Origin of the sequence: Streptomyces sp. NBC_01016 (assembly GCF_026341035.1) — a bacterium.
Classification (GTDB): Bacteria; Actinomycetota; Actinomycetes; order Streptomycetales; family Streptomycetaceae; genus Streptomyces.
The window spans coordinates 3,231,451-3,248,981 of record NZ_JAPEOQ010000002.1 but is presented as its reverse complement, the minus strand read 5'-3'; the positions used below and the strand labels follow the sequence as shown (position 1 = coordinate 3,248,981).

14 protein-coding genes are annotated in these 17,531 nt (G+C 70.5%); 8 read left to right on the top strand and 6 right to left on the bottom strand.

What is annotated here, in order from left to right:
• Positions 1-5 precede the first annotated feature (5 nt).
• From OG746_RS41545 to OG746_RS41535, 3 genes are read left to right on the top strand one after another with little or no spacing between them, the layout of a single operon-like run.
• A complete protein-coding gene (locus OG746_RS41545) occupies positions 6-2,072 on the top strand; it encodes a CHAT domain-containing protein (RefSeq protein WP_266724217.1) in 2,067 nt (688 codons plus the stop codon).
• Positions 2,072-7,186 (top strand): hypothetical protein, encoded by a 5,115-nt coding sequence (locus tag OG746_RS41540; protein ID WP_266724216.1) that lies wholly within the window; start codon positions 2,072-2,074, stop codon positions 7,184-7,186. Before OG746_RS41545 ends, OG746_RS41540 begins: the two co-directional genes overlap by 1 nt.
• Positions 7,183-8,511 carry a hypothetical protein gene (locus tag OG746_RS41535; RefSeq protein ID WP_266724214.1) on the top strand — a complete coding sequence of 443 codons (1,329 nt, stop codon included), beginning with the start codon at positions 7,183-7,185 and terminating at the stop codon, positions 8,509-8,511. The genes OG746_RS41540 and OG746_RS41535 overlap by 4 nt, the downstream gene beginning before the upstream one ends.
• Here the strand turns inward: OG746_RS41535 and OG746_RS41530 are convergent.
• Positions 8,480-9,673 carry an MFS transporter gene (locus OG746_RS41530; protein ID WP_266724212.1) on the bottom strand — a complete coding sequence of 398 codons (1,194 nt, stop codon included), beginning with the start codon at positions 9,671-9,673 and terminating at the stop codon, positions 8,480-8,482. The genes OG746_RS41535 and OG746_RS41530 overlap by 32 nt on opposite strands.
• Positions 9,674-9,811: 138 nt before the next feature.
• Complete coding sequence (locus OG746_RS41525; RefSeq protein ID WP_266724210.1) at positions 9,812-10,495, bottom strand: NADPH-dependent F420 reductase; 684 nt, start codon at positions 10,493-10,495, stop codon at positions 9,812-9,814.
• Between the two features lie 74 nt (positions 10,496-10,569).
• Here OG746_RS41525 and OG746_RS41520 point away from each other — a divergent pair, with 74 nt between their 5' ends.
• Entirely contained in the window at positions 10,570-10,929 is a 360-nt protein-coding gene (locus tag OG746_RS41520; protein ID WP_266724208.1) for a winged helix-turn-helix transcriptional regulator, read from the top strand.
• Positions 10,930-10,977: 48 nt separating this feature from the next.
• Here the strand turns inward: OG746_RS41520 and OG746_RS41515 are convergent, their stop codons facing one another.
• Complete coding sequence (locus OG746_RS41515) at positions 10,978-11,376, bottom strand: DUF3662 domain-containing protein (protein WP_266724206.1); 399 nt, start codon at positions 11,374-11,376, stop codon at positions 10,978-10,980.
• A 238-nt stretch (positions 11,377-11,614) separates the two neighbouring features.
• Between OG746_RS41515 and OG746_RS41510 the strand changes: the two genes are divergently transcribed.
• The gene (locus OG746_RS41510) at positions 11,615-12,355 is read left to right on the top strand and encodes a GAF domain-containing protein (RefSeq protein ID WP_266724205.1); all 741 of its coding nucleotides are present in this window, start codon (positions 11,615-11,617) and stop codon (positions 12,353-12,355) included.
• Between the two features lie 21 nt (positions 12,356-12,376).
• On the opposite strand, the gene OG746_RS41505 is transcribed toward OG746_RS41510, so the two are convergent.
• Entirely contained in the window at positions 12,377-13,255 is an 879-nt protein-coding gene (locus tag OG746_RS41505; RefSeq protein WP_266724203.1) for a SigB/SigF/SigG family RNA polymerase sigma factor, read from the bottom strand.
• 225 nt (positions 13,256-13,480) lie between these two features.
• On the opposite strand from OG746_RS41505, the gene OG746_RS41500 reads away from it, so the two are divergent.
• Positions 13,481-13,936, top strand: a complete 456-nt coding sequence (locus OG746_RS41500) for an STAS domain-containing protein (protein ID WP_266724202.1) — start codon at positions 13,481-13,483, stop codon at positions 13,934-13,936.
• 103 nt (positions 13,937-14,039) lie between these two features.
• Here OG746_RS41500 and OG746_RS41495 read toward each other — a convergent pair whose 3' ends face one another.
• Positions 14,040-14,657 (bottom strand): hypothetical protein, encoded by a 618-nt coding sequence (locus tag OG746_RS41495; protein WP_266724201.1) that lies wholly within the window; start codon positions 14,655-14,657, stop codon positions 14,040-14,042.
• A gap of 162 nt (positions 14,658-14,819) precedes the next feature.
• Positions 14,820-15,410, bottom strand: a complete 591-nt coding sequence (locus tag OG746_RS41490; RefSeq protein WP_266724200.1) for a TetR/AcrR family transcriptional regulator — start codon at positions 15,408-15,410, stop codon at positions 14,820-14,822.
• A gap of 152 nt (positions 15,411-15,562) precedes the next feature.
• On the opposite strand from OG746_RS41490, the gene OG746_RS41485 reads away from it, so the two are divergent.
• Positions 15,563-16,552: an SDR family NAD(P)-dependent oxidoreductase gene (locus OG746_RS41485; RefSeq protein ID WP_266724198.1), complete on the top strand. Its 990-nt coding sequence runs from the start codon at positions 15,563-15,565 to the stop codon at positions 16,550-16,552.
• A gap of 91 nt (positions 16,553-16,643) precedes the next feature.
• Positions 16,644-17,513, top strand: a complete 870-nt coding sequence (locus tag OG746_RS41480) for an arylamine N-acetyltransferase family protein (RefSeq protein WP_266724196.1) — start codon at positions 16,644-16,646, stop codon at positions 17,511-17,513.
• Positions 17,514-17,531 lie beyond the last annotated feature (18 nt).

Here is a 17,531-nt window from a genome sequence, read left to right as displayed (position 1 = left end):
CGGCAATGACCGACGCAGTTATTCGCATCACTGATGACCGGGTTCAACTACACACGAACACCCATGAGTTCGAGTGGATGCTGGGCGACGAGCTGGTCGCGGTCGCACACGACCCGACCGGCGACAAGGCCTCGCCGTTCACCGCGGCACTCGAATCCGGGGCTCCCCCGCAGCAGCGGACCGACATCGGACTGCGCCTGTACCGAGCGGTGTTCGACGCGGCGCCCGCCGGTCGCTGGGCGGAGCTGCAGGAAGGGGCATCCGAGCAGGACCCGCTGCACGTCAGGGTGGACATCGAGTCTCCGACACTCGCCCAACTGCCCTGGGAGTTGATGCGCGACAGGCGGCAGGCGTGGTCGCGCAACAACCTTGTACTGCTGCGTCGCGGGCGGCGCGTCGGGACCTCTGCGGAGACCCCTCCGGAGAGGGGGCCCCTGCGAGTACTGCTGGTGGTGTGCAATCCGCGCGACCGCCGCCTCCTCGCCGACCAGGAGCTGGCGCTGATCGGCGCGGCTCTCACACAGCTGCCCGGCCGGGTGCACACCGAGGTGATCGACGGCCCGAACCTGCGTGAACTGATCGCCGAAGTGACCCATGTCCGCCCGCATGTACTGCACTTCATCGGCCACGGCATGCGCGCGGTCGCCGGGGACACGGGAGGGCTCCACTTCAATGCCGCACAGCCCGCGATCGGCTCCCCGGACCCGGACTGGGAAGCGCCGGAGGAGAGCTGGACGCTCGGTCCGGAACAGATGGATCACCTCTATGCCTCCTGGAAGCCTCGGCTCGTGGTGCTCAACGCCTGCCGACAGGCACACGCGCCGGCAGCCGAGTTCGCGGATCTGATCGAGACATGTCTGGATCGGGGCTCCTTGGCGGTAGTGGCCATGCAGGCCGACATCGACTCGCCGGCCGCCGCCGAGTTCTCCCATTCGCTGTACCAGGCGCTGGCCGACGCCCAGCCGATCGACGCGGCAGTCACCGCAGCCCGCAACCATCTGCACATAGACGACTCGAACGGCCCCTCGTGGGCGTTGCCGGTCCTCCAGTGCGGCGTTGAGGATCCACGCGACGTGGTGCGGATGAAGTTCGGCCACCCGGAACCCGAACTGACCCGGTTGAACAAGAGCTGGCCATTCGCCGAGCTCGCGATGTTCGTGGGGCAGGCCAAGGAACGCCGTACCGGCTGGTGGGAACCGCCCGAGAGCACGGACCCGCCGGACCGTCTCCTCGCCATCACCTCCGCACAGCAGAAGTCCGGCAAGACCTGGCTCGCCAAGTGGTGCCTGCTCACCTGCATGCTGCGCGGCGAGGACATCACCTACGCCGACCTCGCCGACTACGCGGGCCAGGGCCATGGCGACGAGCCGGTGACCCTGGACTGGCTGGCCGTACTGCGGGCGCTGCGCGAGGCGTGCACGGACGACAAGCATCAGCCCAATGCCATGCACGTCACGGAGTTCGCCAGGTTCAACCAGGTGCTCAATCTCGCCGCCCAGGGCGGCCAGCGCTGGGCCGAGGGGATGCCGTCGCCCGCATTCGACCTCGGCCACTCCTTCAAGGTGGATGCCGACCGGCATGCCGAGGCCCGCAGGGCCGAGATCTTCAGTGCCTTCCTGAACACCCTGCGGAGCCGGGCCGTGGCCCGTCGCCGCCCCCATCTGCTGGCCATCGACAGCGTACAGAGGATCAGCGAGTCCGATTTCAGCGACGCCCTCCTGCCGTTACTGCTGGGCCCCGTACAAGACGCCGACAGCGACTTCCCGCTGCGCATTCTGACCGTGGCTCCCCACAGCTGGCCGGGGTTCCGGCATCTGCAGAAGTTCATGGAGGGCTCACCCGTGGTCCTGACAAACCTCCAACAGCCCCACTACAAGCGGCTGGCCAGGGAATTCTGGGAGCGCCAGCGGCATGAGAACCAGATCCTGCGGCGCCAGCGCTTCCAGGACTTCGAGGCACTCTTGGACGGCATGAACGGCCTGCAGGGCACTCAGCAATCCTTCCACGTCGGGATGTATCAGCGGGTCCTGGACACGTGGCTCGACATGGGCGGCATGAGGGAGGCGGGCTGATGTCCGATTCGGACGAGCGCCTCGCGGCCGCGTTCACCGAACTCGCCGACCGGCTGGGACAGGGCGAGGCCCTGGACGACATCCGGCGCGCCCTGCTGCCCGCACCGTGGACGGACGCCCTCCAGGCTGCAGCCGTCGCGCGGCTCTTCGACGAGGAGGCGTACGCGGTCATCCGGAACTTCGTGGGCGGCACCCCGCCCGGCCTCACCACTCTGCTGGAGCGCGGCGCCGTGGAGGAGGTCCCCGGCCACCGGCTGAGTTATCAGGTCCCGGATGCGGATCGCCCCGCGTATCTGATCCCCTGGCTGGAGGAGAGCGACAGCCCTCCGTCCCCCAAGCAACTCATTGAACTCGAATGGCTGTTGAGCGAGCACTGGCGTTCTCGGGGCCGACCGGCCGAGCAGTTGCGGCATCTGATGCTCGCCGATCCGGAAGGCGCCGCCGCACTCTTCGACGAGCTGTTCCTCGCCAGCGACACCCAGCGTGATTTCACCCGCTGCCAGGACCTCGTCGACGTACTGGCGGATCCGGACCGGGCGGGGATCGCCCCGCGCCCGCTCCTCAAGCTGGCCGAGGACCGCGCCGGCTATCTGCGGGCGCGCACCTACTGGGCCGCCGACTATGCCCGCTGCGCCCAGTTCCTCGAACCGGACGGGCTGTGGGAGCGGGCCAGGAGGCTGCTGTCCGCGCAGGGCCCGCGGGTCTGGCAGATGCACGGCACGGGCGGCACCGGCAAGACCATGCAGCTGCGCTGGCTGGTGTCCCGAAAGGCTGTCACCGCGGAGGCGGACATCAACTGCGCCCGGATCGACTTCGACGTCGTCGACCCGCTGAACGCGGCGCACTGGCCCTGGCTGCTGCTCCTGGAGGCGGCCGAGCAGCTCGAACAGCGGCTGCCGCAGCGGGTGTTCACCGGTCTCGAAAAGTACGCCGCCTACCGCTCCCTGCTGCGCCGCCCCACCTCGCGGTCGGCCGCCGAGGCGGCCCGCGGTATCCGCTCCCAGGACGAGAACCGGATCGGGCGCGAGGTCGTCGACGCCTTCACCTCCCGGTTCAACAAGAGCTTCGGCACGGAGCGGCCCGCGCTCCTCGTGGTGGACACACTGGAAGAGGTCGTGCTGCGCAGTGCCTCCCACACGGACGGCCTGCTGCGGCTGCTCGGCGAGACCGTGCGCGCCTGCCCGGCGCTGCGGCTCATCCTCTCCGGCCGCCACGATCTGAGCATCCGGCACGGCCAGGCGCTCGCCTCGCTGGGCGACTACGAGAACGTACAGGTGGCGCAGTTCACCCCTGACGAGGCGGACCGCTATCTGCGCGACATACGCGAGGTCCGGCACTCGAAGCTGCGGGAGATCATCGTGCGCCGCAGCGACGGCATGCCGTTCCATCTCGCGCTCTTCGCGGACGTCACCGACCAGAACCCCGAGGTGACCGCGGAGGAGCTGGGCAGCCTGCGCGACCCGCTCATCCGCTACCTCGTCAAGCGGGTGCTGCGGCGCATCGAGGACCCGGTCGTGCTGTGGCTGGTGCGGTACGGGGTGATCCCCCGGCGGCTGCGCCGCGAGCACGTCCATGACATTCTGCGGCCCCATCTGGAGAAGCGGAGGACCGCCGGACCCGCCGAGTCGGCGGACGACCCGCTGACCGACGCGCATCAACTGCACAGCGAGGGGGCGGTCTTCCCGCCCGTCCCGCCGCCGGACCGGGAGCGGCTCAACAACGCCTGGGGGAAGCTGCTCCAGTACGCGGGCGGTTCCTCCTGGATCAGCGAGGTCGCAGGCGACGAGGAGTCCGTGGTGTTCCACAGCGTGGTCCTCGGCCCGATGCGCGACCTCATCTCCGACAAGAACGTCTTCACCGAGCTGCACCGGGACTTCGCCCAGCGCTTCGAACAGCGCGCCGCCGACGCCGGAGAGGCCGATCCGGAGAACTGGGCGTGGTATCTGCGCGAGTCCCTCTACCACCGCTTCCAGATGCGCGATCCGCGGGCACCCCGGCGTTGGCGCAGCGCGATGGAACGCGCCTGGGCGGGCGGCAATACCGACCAACTGCGCGGTCTCGCCGAGGAGATCCTCGGGGACGAGTACGTGGACCGCGAGGTCCCCCGCCAGGTGCGCGGCGGCACCGTCATCACGTTCTCCCTCATGGCGGAGGCCCATCTGAACATCGCCTACGCCCAGTTCCGCGAGGCCATGGCGGAGGGCACCCCTTCGGTGGCACACGACCATGTGTGGGCCGAGATCGAGCTGCATCTGAAGCGCGCCGACGAGCTGTTCGCGCAGGGCGGCATCAGCGCACAGGACCGGCCGCACTCGGTGCGCGAGGACGTCGTACGGGCCGCGATGCTGGGCCTCGGCGGGAGCGCGGGGGACGCGGTGCATCTGCTCGACCAGCATGTGCTGGCCCGCGCGGAACTCCCCTCGCTCGAACGACTGTGGGCGCTGAGCATCCGCGCCGCACAACTTCGCCTGCTGCGCTCCGAGGACACGGCGGCGGCGTACCACCAAGTCCTCGCCTTCGCAGGGGAGATAGGCCAGCGGGGCGTCGCGGCGACCGCCGCTTCGGAGGAGGCGGCGCAGCGTCGGCTGATGGGCGACGTGGGCCGGGCCATCGAGTTGTACGCGCAGGCCGCCGAACTCCTTGAGGAGGCCGGGCAGCCCACGTTCCAGGCCATCGCCCAGCGGGCCGGGCTGCTGCTGCGCTGCCGACGCGCGGAGCTGGCCCTCGGCGTGCTCGAAGCGGCGCGTGTCACCACGCCGTCGGAGCAGGCGGACAAGGCGCGGCTGCAGGCCAAGGCGCAGCTGCTGCTAGGCCGGGAGGAACCGGCGCTCACCGCGATCCACCGGGCCGACATCGCCGCGGGACAATTGCAGGGCGCCGAGCGCTACCGGCACCTGGCCCAGAACGCCCAACTGCGCGGCGTCGCCCTCGGCGAGCTCCAGGAACTCTCCGACGCCAACGACTGGTTCACGAGTGCGGCAGGACTGTGGTCCGAACTCGGCTATCTGACGGGTGAACCCGAGTGCCACTATCTGTTCGCCCGCTTCCTGTTGCGCGACTGCATGGACTTCACCTCCGCCCACCGTCTCCTTGAACCCAAGGAATCTCCGGGCCAGGAACCGGAGTTCGCGCTCCGACTGCACCTTCTCGCCCGCGAGTGGGCGAGGCGCACCCACGGGGTGACGTCCGTCGAGGGCATGCCCGTGCCGTACGGGGATCTGCCCGCGCTCGTCCGTCCCCTGCAAGTGCTGTGCCGCATCGCGGATCTGACGGAGGACCAGGAACCCGGGGAGCATTTGGAGCAACTGGCGACGGCGCTGGGCGAGGTGCGGCCCGCCCAGGCGCGCCTGGCCACGTTGCGCGACCTCGTCGACAACCCGGCGCTCGAACACCGTGTGCCCTGGCCGCTGTTGCGCCCCTTCTACGAGATGACGGACGACGGCGACAATCCCGACCAGGCGCTGGCCAAGCTGCTGATCGCGCAGGTCGGCGGCGAGGATCCCGCGCGGTTGAAGCGGGCGGTGGTCAGTCTCGTCGAGGGGGCGGACGGGAACCGGCTCATCGTCTGGCGGTGCGCGCGCATCGCCGCGCGCCTCGGCCACCGAAAGCTGGCCGTGCGGCTGCTGCACCGGGTGCCGTGGGAGCAGCCACGGCCCGTGCCGAGCGACGCGCCGCGCATCCCGCACGCCCGGCTCGCGCTCGCCGCGCTGGTGCTGCTCGCCGGGATCGAACCGGACCGCACCGCGGCGGTGCAGGCGTTCAACCGGGCCGTCGCGCTGGCCTCGCACACCGGCATCGTCCAGCACAGTCTGCCGATGACGCTGACGGAGTGCGCGCGGCGCGTGCAGGTCGACGGCGTGCCGGAGCGGATCGAGGACCTCCTGCTCAGCCTGAGCTGGCCGGTGATGCGCGATACGGACCGCCAGGACGGCCTGCGCCTCTTCCAGGACTGGCCGGGCGAACGGACGCTGGCGCTGCGCCGCCGCCCCGACATCGACCCGGTGGACGACGAGGCCTCGCCGCACCCGGCGAAACTGGCGGCGTGGCACGCCGACGAGTGGCTGCTGCGCGCCGCTTTGAGCAGGCCCACGCTGCGCCGGCTGCGGTTCGCCCGGCTCGAGTCCGACGATCCGACGGCGCACGCGCTGCCCTGGGAGATGACGCTGCAGCACGCGCTGGACGCGGCGGACGACGACGAGCCGCCGGTGATGTACCGCACGCTGCCCTCCGCGGCCCGCCACATCGACGTGCGCTGGCTGCAGCTCCGCATGAACCGGCGACTCGGAGTGCACCTCGACGTGGACGGCCTCGTGGGACCGGAGACCCGCAAGGCACTGCACCGCATCCAGCCCGGGGGCCCGACGGCAGGTTGGCCGCTCGTCAGTCCGGAGACCAGGCGCGCACTGCAACGGGACGAGACACGCGAGCCGGGCCCCCGCAAGGTCCTGGTGTTCAGTACGAAGCAGGAGGAGCGAGTGGTGCCTCTGTCGTACTGGCAGCGGCGCCTCCACCTCCAGCAGCGCCGCTTCCCGGTCAAGCTGGTCGTGGTGGACTCGGTGCCCGATCTCGCCGACCGTCTGACGTCGCCTCCGGACGGCACCGACGCCCTGCACATCGCCGCCCCGCTGCGGCAGCGCGACGGCATGCCGTATCTCGAGTTCTCGCCGCCCGGCCATGCCCGCCGGCTGGAGAGCAAGGCGCTCGGCTCGGACGTCTTCCCGAGTCAACTGGCGCGCTGGCTGGCCGGTTTCGAGCCGGGCCGCACGCCGCTGGTGGTGCTCGACCCGCCGTGCCCCGGTTCAGAGGTGGACCTCCACGTCCAACTGGCGCTGCGCAACCTCTTCGCGGCGCAGCTGTTCCGGCTCGGCGACTGCCCCGCGGTCGTGTGCACGGGGCTGTTCCCCGACGGCGGTCTGGAGCATGTGATCGCCTTCTACCAGGCGCTGTCCGAGGAGTCCTCGGTGGCGCACGCGGTACGCGGCATGCGCACGGCGGCCGGTACGGGATCGGAGGACCGGGGCACCACGTTCGAGACCAACGCGGACGCGCTCCGGGCGACGGCGTTGTTCGCAGCGTCCTCCGCGCTGCTGCGCTGCCCGATGGGCCAGTCGTGACACCGCCGGCAGAACTGGAGTCGCTGCTCGACGGGTTGGGCGACGAACTGGCCGCATGGCGCAGGCTCGCGTTCGACGGGCAGGCTCCGCTGAAGAAGACACCGCTGGAGAAGCACCGCAGCCAACTCCGTTCGGTGGAAGCGATGTTGAACGAGGGCATCGCGGCAGCGCGCGCCGAGCTGGCCACCGGTTCCGACGCGGCTGGCCTGCCCGTACTGATCCTGGACCTGCACCACGTCTGGGACTACTTCCGCTCGAAGTTCGCACTGCGCAGGCTCGACGAGTACCGCGGCTACCTCGACGCCGCGGACGAACTCGCCTGGGCGTGCTACGAGGGCCCGCTGAATGCGGCACTCGCGACCGGGGACACACGGCCCAAGGAACCACCACTCGTGTCCTTCAGCCGGGATCCGGCGCCGCGTGCGCACCGGCGCGGGGGCCAGTACCGCGACCTGTTGCCGCGCGGCGGCATGCACACGCGCGCGGGCGTCCAACTGGTGCGCAGCCTGCCGTTCCCGGTGATCGACGTGCCCTGGTACTACGGCTCGCATGTGCCTGCCGTGCTCACCATCACGCATGAGGTCGGCCATCACATCGAGGACGACTTCGACCTGACGGAGACGCTTGCCACGCGCCTCGCGGGCACGTCACTGCCCGAGGCGTGGATCGGCGAGGTGTTCGCGGACGTGTGCGCGAGCCTGGCCTGCGGGATGGCGTACCCCGCGGTCCTCGCGGACGTCGTGGGCACGCTCATGGAACCCGAACCGGCAGGTGACGCAGCGGAGTTGTCGCCACACCCTCCCCTCGACACCCGCCTCCGGATCTGCTGCGCCGCGCTGGACCTGGCCGGTCACGAGCGCCCGAAGACATGGCCCGCGCCGATCGCCGAGGCCTTGTCGGACGGCCCCGATCCCTCCTCGACGAAGGCGGCTGCGGCCCTCCTCGACGACGGCTACCCGCAATTCGCCTGCCGCCGCCTCCCGGACCTGCTGCCCTCGGCGCCGGCCACCCAGGTGCATGCCGACCGCCTCCTGGCGGGAATCCCGTCCGGCCTGTCCGTCGTGCCCGGTGTGTTCGCGGCGGCGGCACTGGCTTTCCTGACCTGCCCGGCCGAGTACCGGTCCCGCCGCGTCGGCGCCCGTGCGGTTACCGAGGCCCTCGCATTACGGCCTGAGGGACCACGCGCCAAGAAGCGCACGGCCGCAGCGGCGGCAGGGGGCCAGTTGCTACTGGCACTGCGCGCGGCGGATACGGAACATCCGGCGGGCACGGCACAGCAGACGAGTACCGAACTCAAGCCACCGCCGCCGCACGCCGATCCCTGACGATCGACCGGCTCATGGCCACCACGCCCACGACGGGCCCCACTACGAGCACCAGCAGCGCGACCCGCCACGACGTGTGCTCGACCAGCACAGGCACGCCCCACAGCGTGACCGCGGTGGTCGAGTAGCCGAGCGCGAGCTGCAACGACAGGGCCCCGCCTACGTAGTCGGGGTCGGCCCGTTCGGTGACCAGCGCCGAGAACTGGGCGGAGTCGGCCACCACCCAGAACCCCCAGAAGACACACACCGCGATGACGAGGCCCGACGGCATCGCATCGACACCAACAGCGAGCAGCAGCGCGGCCCCACCGGAACAGACGAGGCAGATGCGCGCCGCGGAGGCACGCCCCCACCGGTCCCCGAGCACTCCACCCAGGAGGCACCCGAACGCGCCAACTCCGATGCACACAAAGGCGATGGTGGAGGCAAGCGCATCGGTCCGCCCCGATCCCTCCACCACCGGCACACTCGCCAGCAGCGACGCCACCGTGCCCCACATCGCGTACAGCTCCCACATGTGCCCCACGTACCCGAGGTCGGCGAGCACGACATCGCGGTTGCGCAGCGACCGCAGGGCGCCCCCGACGGTGACCCGGCGCCGCGGGAACGGATAGGGACCGGGCCACCGCAGGGAGAGGGCGAGCACGCCCCCGCACGCGCCCATCAGGGATGTCACCGCGATGACGAGATGCCAGTCCACGCCTCCCGCGGCGTTCACGGCATGGGGCAGCGCCGAGCCGACGGTGAGCGCGCCGATCATGACTCCCAGCGCCTTGCCCCGCCCGGCGCGGAACCACGTCGCGGTCTCCTTGAGCGCGGGCGGATACACCGCCGCGAGGAAGAACCCGGTGACCAGCCGCAGCACAACAGCCGACCACAGCCCGTCCGCAAGCAGCACCCCACCATTGGCGGCCGCGGCACCCACCGCACCACCACACATCAGAAAACGATTCGCCACCCGGTCGGCCAGCCCGGACATCGCCGACGACACCGCCCCCACGACGAACCCGAGTTGCACGGCGACGGTCAACAACGCCCCGGACCCCGGACTCAGCCCCCACTCCTCCTTCAACTGCGGCAGCACGAACGACGCGGAGAACCACACACTCATCGACAACAACGTGCTCACCGCGACGACAGCCAGCGCGACGCCGGGCCCCATCCGGTACCTCTCCGCGCGACCATGCCCAAAACGACTCACGCCTTCACCAACTCCCTTTGCCGACGGGCGGTTGGTGACATGGTGCTGGTGGACGGTGCGGTTCGACAGGGCCGGGCCCATTTACGCGTCTATAGCCGGCTAGCGGGGACCTGCCTCGGCTCGCGCTTCCTTGCTGATCGCTCCGGCCGCGTATTCCATCGGCGGCGCGATGGCCTGCGCATCCACTCCCTCGCCGACCCACAGGGCGATGAACAGCGCGGCCGTGGCTTCCAGCAGCCCAGCACGATCGAGCCCGCCACCCACCACAGGTGCACAGCCCACGTCCCGAACCAACTCACGTACACGTCCCAGGGCCGTCTCGTCGTCCCCGCAGATCGGCACAGCCAGCGGCCGCCCGTCGAAAACAGGCGGTCGCATGCGCCACACGCCCTCATGACAGAGATTGAAGGCCTTGACCACGTGCGATCCCGGCGCCGCCATGGCCAGTTGCTGTGCAGCTGACAGCCTTCCGTCCGTCAACAGCCTGAACCCAGGTCCCACCGGGTTGGAGCAGTCGAGCAGCACCTTGCCCTCCAATGCCACCCGCAGATCCCGCACCACCTCTATTCCGACCCCGAAGGGCAGGGCGACCAGCACCACGTCCTGGTCGGACTCGGCCGCCACCCGCAGACCCGCAGCCTTCGCGCAGCCTCCGACGCGTGTCGCGAGCCGCTCTGCCTTACCCACGTCTCGCCCCGCGATGGTCACCGCGTGACCGGCCCGCACCCAATGGGTGGCGAGCGCCTCGGCCATGCCTGCCGTTCCCAATACGCCGATTCTCATCATCGGCTCCCTTCTCGCGCCTACTTGGACCGTGCACATCGACGCTAGAAGGTGGCTCGGGCACCATTTGGTACATGACGACCGACGCCTTCCTCGCCGACTGCCGCGCCCGTCTGGCCTTCGACCTCTTCTCCAACACCTGGAACGCTGTGGCTCTTTGGGCGCTCCGCGACGGCGCCGCACGCCCGGTCGAACTACGGGAGCGGATCGGGGGCATCAGCCCCAAGGTGCTCAACGAGACCCTGCGGCGGCTTCAGTTCAATGGACTGGTCGACCGCCGGACATGCCCGAACGGATCGGGGGTGAAGTATCAACTCACTCCCCTGGGCCGGACCTTGTTGGGGCCCATCGATGCCGTGGGCGCCTGGGCCTTCGAGTACGGCGACGAGGTCATGGCTGCCCAGGAGCGCGAGGAAGAAGGCAAAAGGACTTAGATACGGCACCGAAGGCCACCTGCCATGCGCTTCGGCACGGCGGCCCGCTCACTCGCCCCGGCGGCGCGCCGGGATCGGTGCGATGCGGCTGTGGACGCGGAAGCGGCCGAGGGTGGTGCTCGTTGAGGGTTCCAGGTGGACGGCGACGGGGCCCGCGAAGGTGTATCCCGACTCCGCGGCGTGGCGGCGGACCTGGACGGCCAGGTGACGGCTCACGTCGCCGCTGTGGGCGGCGAGTTGGAGGTGGATGGGTGGGGGCAGTTCGACGACGAAGGCGTTGGGGACCAGTACGCGCCGGCGTCCCAGGATCAGCGCCCGGTCGTCGCAGTGCCGGCGGAGTATCGACACCACCTCGCCCCGCTTGCGCCGGGGCGGGAGCAGCCGGGCCCACATCGTGTCCGTCCAGCGCTCCATCGTCCGTTCCACGTCTTCGACCAGTCTCATCATGTTCGGCTGCCCCTCGCAGGGAACAGGACACTCGTCCGATGGGGTGGCCGATCACCGTCGCCCGCACACAAGTACGGGCCCGCCCGAACGAGATGGGCGTGCGGGCAGATCGGATGCGTGAGAGCGGTGTGCGGGTGGTAGACGGAGTCCCACCGCTTCGTCACGGCGAGCAAGTCCCGCCGGATCGGAGGTAGCTCACCGGAGGGGCCGAGGCCCGTCCGGAAGGGATGTGATGTGCATGTTGGAAGATGGCCCGTCGGTCGTTCATGATGTGTCGCTCGCGGCGGCCGTGGGGCGGCGTGCCCTGCCGATACGGCTGTGCACGGCGTTCACCCGGTCACTGGGTGCGCAGCACGCGACGATGTCCCTGTTCCCCTGCCTCGAACAGTGGCAGTTGCTGTACGCCAGTGACGAATGCGCTCTGCGGGCCGAAGCCGCCCAGTTCGCGCACGCCGACGGGCCCTCGGTCAGTGCCGCGTTGGAGGCACGGACCGTCTTCGTCCCCGAGGTACGCGGCGGCGACGGCGACCGCTCGCACGTGCCGGACTGGTCCGACGATCTGCCCGGGGTGCGACACGTCCTGGCGCTGGCGCTGCACCGTGAGTTCCGGCCGGTCGGGGTGATCTGCCTCTACTTCACCCGGCCCACCCAGCTGCCCGCGGCGCACATCACCGAGGCCGAGCGGGCCGCCGATGTCGCACGCGAGGAACTACTGCGCTGGCGCCCCGCGCACGCGGACCCCGCGGGTCCCCAGCCGGTCTGGGCCACCGACACCCGCGCGGCCCGCTGGGAACGGATCCACCGCGCCGCAGGTTACGTGGCCGAGCGCGAGGACTGCCCCGTCGGTGACGCTCTGGCGTGGCTACAGACGGCCAGCACACGTCGGAAGCAATCCTTGCTCGACACCTGTGACCTGGTCCTACAGCCCGCCGGGGCGCGTCCGGGCGGGCACCGGCGGGCCCCCGCCGTCGCGTCCTGAGGCACGCCCGGTGGAGGCGTCCTACTCGCCGAGCCGCGCGCGCAGCCGGTCCAGGACACGTGCGAGGAGGCGGGAGACCTGCATCTGCGAGACACCCAGTTCGCGTCCGATCTCGGCCTGCGTCATCTCGTCGACGAACCGCATCGCGAGGAGTGTGCGTTCCCGATCCGAGAGGGCGGCGATCAGGGGCTTGAGGGCCTGAAGGTTCTCGGCCTTCGCCAACTCCGGGTCGTGGCAGCCGATATGGTCGGCCGGCGTGTCGTCGGCGTCGGTCGACCAGTCGAGCGAGGCGGCGGTGCAGCCGGCGGAGGCGGTCAGCCCCTCGGCGACCTCGTCCTCCTCCAGGCCGAGGTCGGCGGCGAGTTCCGCGACAGTGGGCGCGTGGCCGTTGACCTGCTCCAGGCGGGTGTTCGCCCGGTCGAGGTGGTGGCTGAGCTCCTGCAACCTGCGGGGAACGTGCACGGCCCACGTGGTGTCGCGGAAGAAGCGCTTGATCTCGCCCATGACGGTGGGCAGGGCGAAGCTGGTGAACTCCACTCCACGGCACAGGTCGAAGCGGTCGATGGCCTTGATCAGACCGATGGTGCCGACCTGCACGACGTCCTCGTAGCTGTCACTCCGAGTCCGCAGCCGCCGGGCGGCGTAGTGCACGAGGTTCAGGTTGAGCTCGACGAGATTGTTCCGTACGTAGGCGTACTCATGGGTGCCCTCCTCGAGTTCACCCAGCCGGGCGAACAGCGACTTGGACAGCTCGCGGATGTCCGCCGCAGTGAGTCCACCCGTGTCGGACAGTGACGGAAGGCCCGGCGCGTCGGCCGCCGGGGCCGCACCGCCGAGACCGGTGGTATGTCGTTCGGGCGAATCGGGGCGCTCGATCGCTGAACCGGCGGCCTGGGTCATCTTCGTCGCTCCCTCGCGCGGAAGGCACTCCCCCGCCGGGAGTGCGGCGTCCACGGCCCCTACCCACCACCTCCCGTTACACACCTGCAACTTGACGCTCCGTCACACATGTGACGCAGGTCTACGGAAACACTGCGCTGATTGATGTACTGCTGCGCGTACGCGGGAAGGTCCGGGGCAACCGAAGAAATCAGCGTCGTATCCGTACGACTCGCAGGAGGCACGATGTCCACGCAGGCCGGTCGCCTGTCCGTCACCGAGCTGGCGCGGTGCGAGCACTGTGCCGTGCTGCGCGTGAGCGGAGAACTCGACCAGAACTGCGAGCAGTTCTTCCTCCGGGCGATCGGATCCCTTGTGCTGTCCGGGCACCGGCACCTGGTGCTGGACGTCACGGCACTCACGTTCTGCGACTCGCGCGGCCTCAACTGCCTGCTCGCCGCCCGCTGGCTGTTGCAGCGCCGCGAGGGGATGCTCCTGCTGGCCGGGCCCGGACGCCGCCTGTCCGATCTACTCGTCCAGACCGCCAGCAACGAACTGCTGCCGTCCCACTCCACCGTGAGCCAGGCCCTGAAGGTTCTGCCCCGACACCACCGCCCCGTCTGGCCACCGCCCGCCCACGACGGCGAGGGCGCCGCCGAGCCACCGGCAGCCTGCACGGCGGACGGCGAAGCGGGGCAGTGACACGGGACAATCGCCACGCCCCGGCGATCACTTGATCGCACTGCGAGCCAATTACCGCGCCCCGGCGGGCAGTTGACCGCACACCCCGCCGGGTCCCGTCGAGTCAGGCCGCGGCGGGCACGTCACAGGGACAGGGGAGGTACGCCAGGCCGAGTTCGCCGTCGACGGCACGGCTGGTGCGGGTGGCGGCGTCGGCGACCTTCTCCCAGGAGCCGTACTTGGCGTGGAGCTGGTCGGCGGTGGGGCCGAGAGGGTTGCCGTACTTCACCATGTTGCGCGCTTCGAGGACCCGGACCTCCTCCGGTGTCATCCCGGCGCGGGTGATCTCCTTGGCGTCGTTGCGCATGTCGACGAGCCGGCGGGCGATCTCCTCGGGGCTGCGCCCCTCGGCGCGCATCGTGCACCGTACGTGGTCCATGTCGCCGATGAGGTCGAGGTACCTCATACGGATGTCGCGCTGTTCCACCCGCTCGTCGGGCGTGGAGCGGCGAATCTCGCACACCACGGGTTCCGGGCTCGTACACGCGCCGACGGCGGGCGGCTCCTGGGACAGCGGGGCCACGACGGCCGGGCCGCCACAGGAGCCGGCGCAGTGGGCGGGCGACGCGGCCGACGCGGTGGGAACGGCGACGAGCCCGGCGGACAGGGCGGTCGTCAGCGCGGTGGCGGCGACCAGAGCGGCACGCTGCACGAGCCGCGTGGAAGTGAGGCGCAGAATCATGCCGCCAGTGTTCGTTGCGGGTGCCACCCGGAGCGGGCGGCGCGCCTGCGGGTCACACCTGCGGGCGAGCGAAGGCACTCTCCCAGCGAACGCCCCCGGCGACGACCTCGGCGTAATCCCGCAGCATCCACGCCGGGCCCCGCCTGCCCCCACCAGACCGACTCAGCGCGGCTGCTGAAGCCCCCGCAGCAGCAGATCGATCAACCGGCGGGGATCGTAATCGGTGTCGCTCTCGTGACCGATGCAGAGATTGCCGATGCCACGCAGGAGCTCGTACGGCCGCACACCGGACCGGATCTCGCCGGCCTCGACGGCGGCGTCCAGCAGCCGCTCGGCGACGGGCATCAGGCGATCGATGAAGTACGAGTGCAGCGCGGCGAAACCACTGTTGCCCGGCTCCAGCGTGTTGGCCAGGCCGTGCTTGGTGACCAGGAAGTCCACGAACAGGTCGACCCACGCACGCAGCGCCTCGAACGGGGACCCCGCCTCGGCCAGCAGCCGCGGACCCGCCTCCGCGCACTCCTCGACCTGATGACGGAAGACCGCGACCACGAGCTCCGCGCGGGTCGGGAAGTGCCGGTAGATCGTGCCCATGCCGACGCCGGCCTCGGCCGCGATCTGCCGCACCGGTGCGTCGACGCCAGAGGTCACGAACACTCGGGCGGCCGCGGCGAGCAGCTTCTCCTGATTGCGCGCCGCGTCGGCCCGCTTGCCGCGGCCGGCTCCCCCGACCTGGCCTTCCGTGGTTTCCACGCTTTCCTCCCGAGGACTGATCGTCACAGCGAACCCTACTGCGCTTGCGGAAACGGAACAGTGCTCCGTAAGCTAAACGGAGCAACGTTCCGGAAAGTGGGCGGCGACCACATCACGGTCGACACACGCCTCACCGCGAGAGGACATGTCTCATGACCACCAAGCAGCGACCCATCGGCTCCGGATTCACGCCCGCGTCGACGGCTGACGACGTCCTCGCCGACGTCGACCTGACCGGCAAGTACGCCGTCGTCACCGGCGGCCACGCCGGCATCGGACGAGAGGTCACCCGCGCGCTCGCCGCCAGGGGCGCCTCTGTCACCGTCGCCGCCCGCGACCCGCGGCGCGCGGCGGACGCACTGGCCTCGGCCGGCATCAAAGAGGTGGACACCGGGCGTCTGGACCTGGCCGACCCGACCTCCGTCACCGCCTTCGCCGACCGGTGGAACGCCACGGGTCACCCCCTGCACATCCTCGTCAACTGCGCAGGCGTGGCCGCCCCCGCGACCCGCGAGGTCGAAGGGCGCGGCTACGAGCTGCAGTTCGCCGTCAACCACCTGGGCCACTTCCAGCTCACCCTCGACCTGCTGCCCGCCCTGCGCGCCGCCCACGGAGCCCGCGTCGTCAACGTGAGCTCCGGCGCCCACCGCATGTCCGGCATCCGCTGGGACGACGTCAACTTCGAGGCGGGTGACTACAGTTCGGGCCTCGCGTACGCGCAGTCGAAGTGCGCCAACGTCCTGTTCGGCGTCGAACTCGACCACCGCCACGCCGCCGATGGCATCCGCGCCTACTCCGCCCACCCCGGCGTCGTCGTCGGCACCGCGCTGAACAGTGCGGCGGGCGAGGAGGCCCTGCGCGCCGAGGGGCTGATCGACGAGCAGGGCCGACCGGTCATCGACCCCGTCCGCGGCAAGAAGACCGCGGCGCAGGGCGCGGCGACGATCGTGTTCGGCGCCGCGCACCCGACGCTCGCGAACATCGGCGGTGTCTACCTCAAGGACAGCGACATCGCGCCGCTGGACGACGAGGAGCGGCCGTTGACGGCCGACAGCATCCCGGCCGACGCCATGTCCCACTCCCTCGACCCCGCATCCGCGCGGCGGCTGTGGGAGCTGAGCGAGCGGATGCTGAAGGCGTGAACCGGCCGGTCGCGGTCGGGGTGCGCCCCGCCGGGCCCGATCGGGTGAGCCGCCCGGAATAGCCGCCGAGCCCGCCGAGGTTGACCCCCACATGTGGAGCAGCGAGCAACTCGACCTGGACGCCTATCTCACCCGCCTCGGGTACGAGGGCGACCGTGCGCCCACCCTCGAGACACTGGGGGCCCTGCAGCGCGCACATGTGCTGACCCTGCGGTGGGACACGTACGACTCGTTCCTGTACCGCGAGGTGCGGATCGATGTGCCGTCGGTCCAGGACAAGCTGGTGCGCAGGGGCCGGGGCGGCTACTGCTACGAGCACACCGTGCTGTTCGCCGCCGCGCTGGAGGCGCTCGGGTTCCGTTTCACCGCCGTCTCCGCGCGCGTGCAGCTCGGGGCGGACTCCAGCACACCCCGCCCGCCGACCCACGCGATGCTGATCGTGGACCTGGACGGCGGGCGGTGGCTGGTCGACATCGGCTTCGGCGCCAGCCCGTTGGAGCCCATCGAGCTGGTCGACGGCGCCCGCAGCGAGGGCGGACCGTGGCCGTACCTGCTGCGCCGGCAGGTCATCACCCACGGTTCGGAGGGCTGGGCGGTGCACCAGCGCGGGGACGGCCCGGAGGGGCCCGAGGGCTGGACGGTGCGGCAGGTGTTCACCGAGAACCCGCAGTACCCCATTGACTACGCGGTCGGTAACCACTTCGTGTCCACGCACGAGCGCTCCCCCTTCGTCACCCGCCCGTACATCCAGCGCCTGCGCACGGACCGGTACGACACGCTCGACGCGCTGGCCTGGACGACCCACCGGCCGGGGCAGGATCCGGTGACGGAGACCGTGCCACCGCGCGAGGTGCCCAAGCTGCTCGACGACGTCTTCGACATCCGCATGGACCCCGAGGAGGCCGCGCTCCTGGTGACCCGGCTGACGCAACTCGACGCCAACCGGCCCCCGGCCACGTAGTCCCGCCGCCCCATCCGA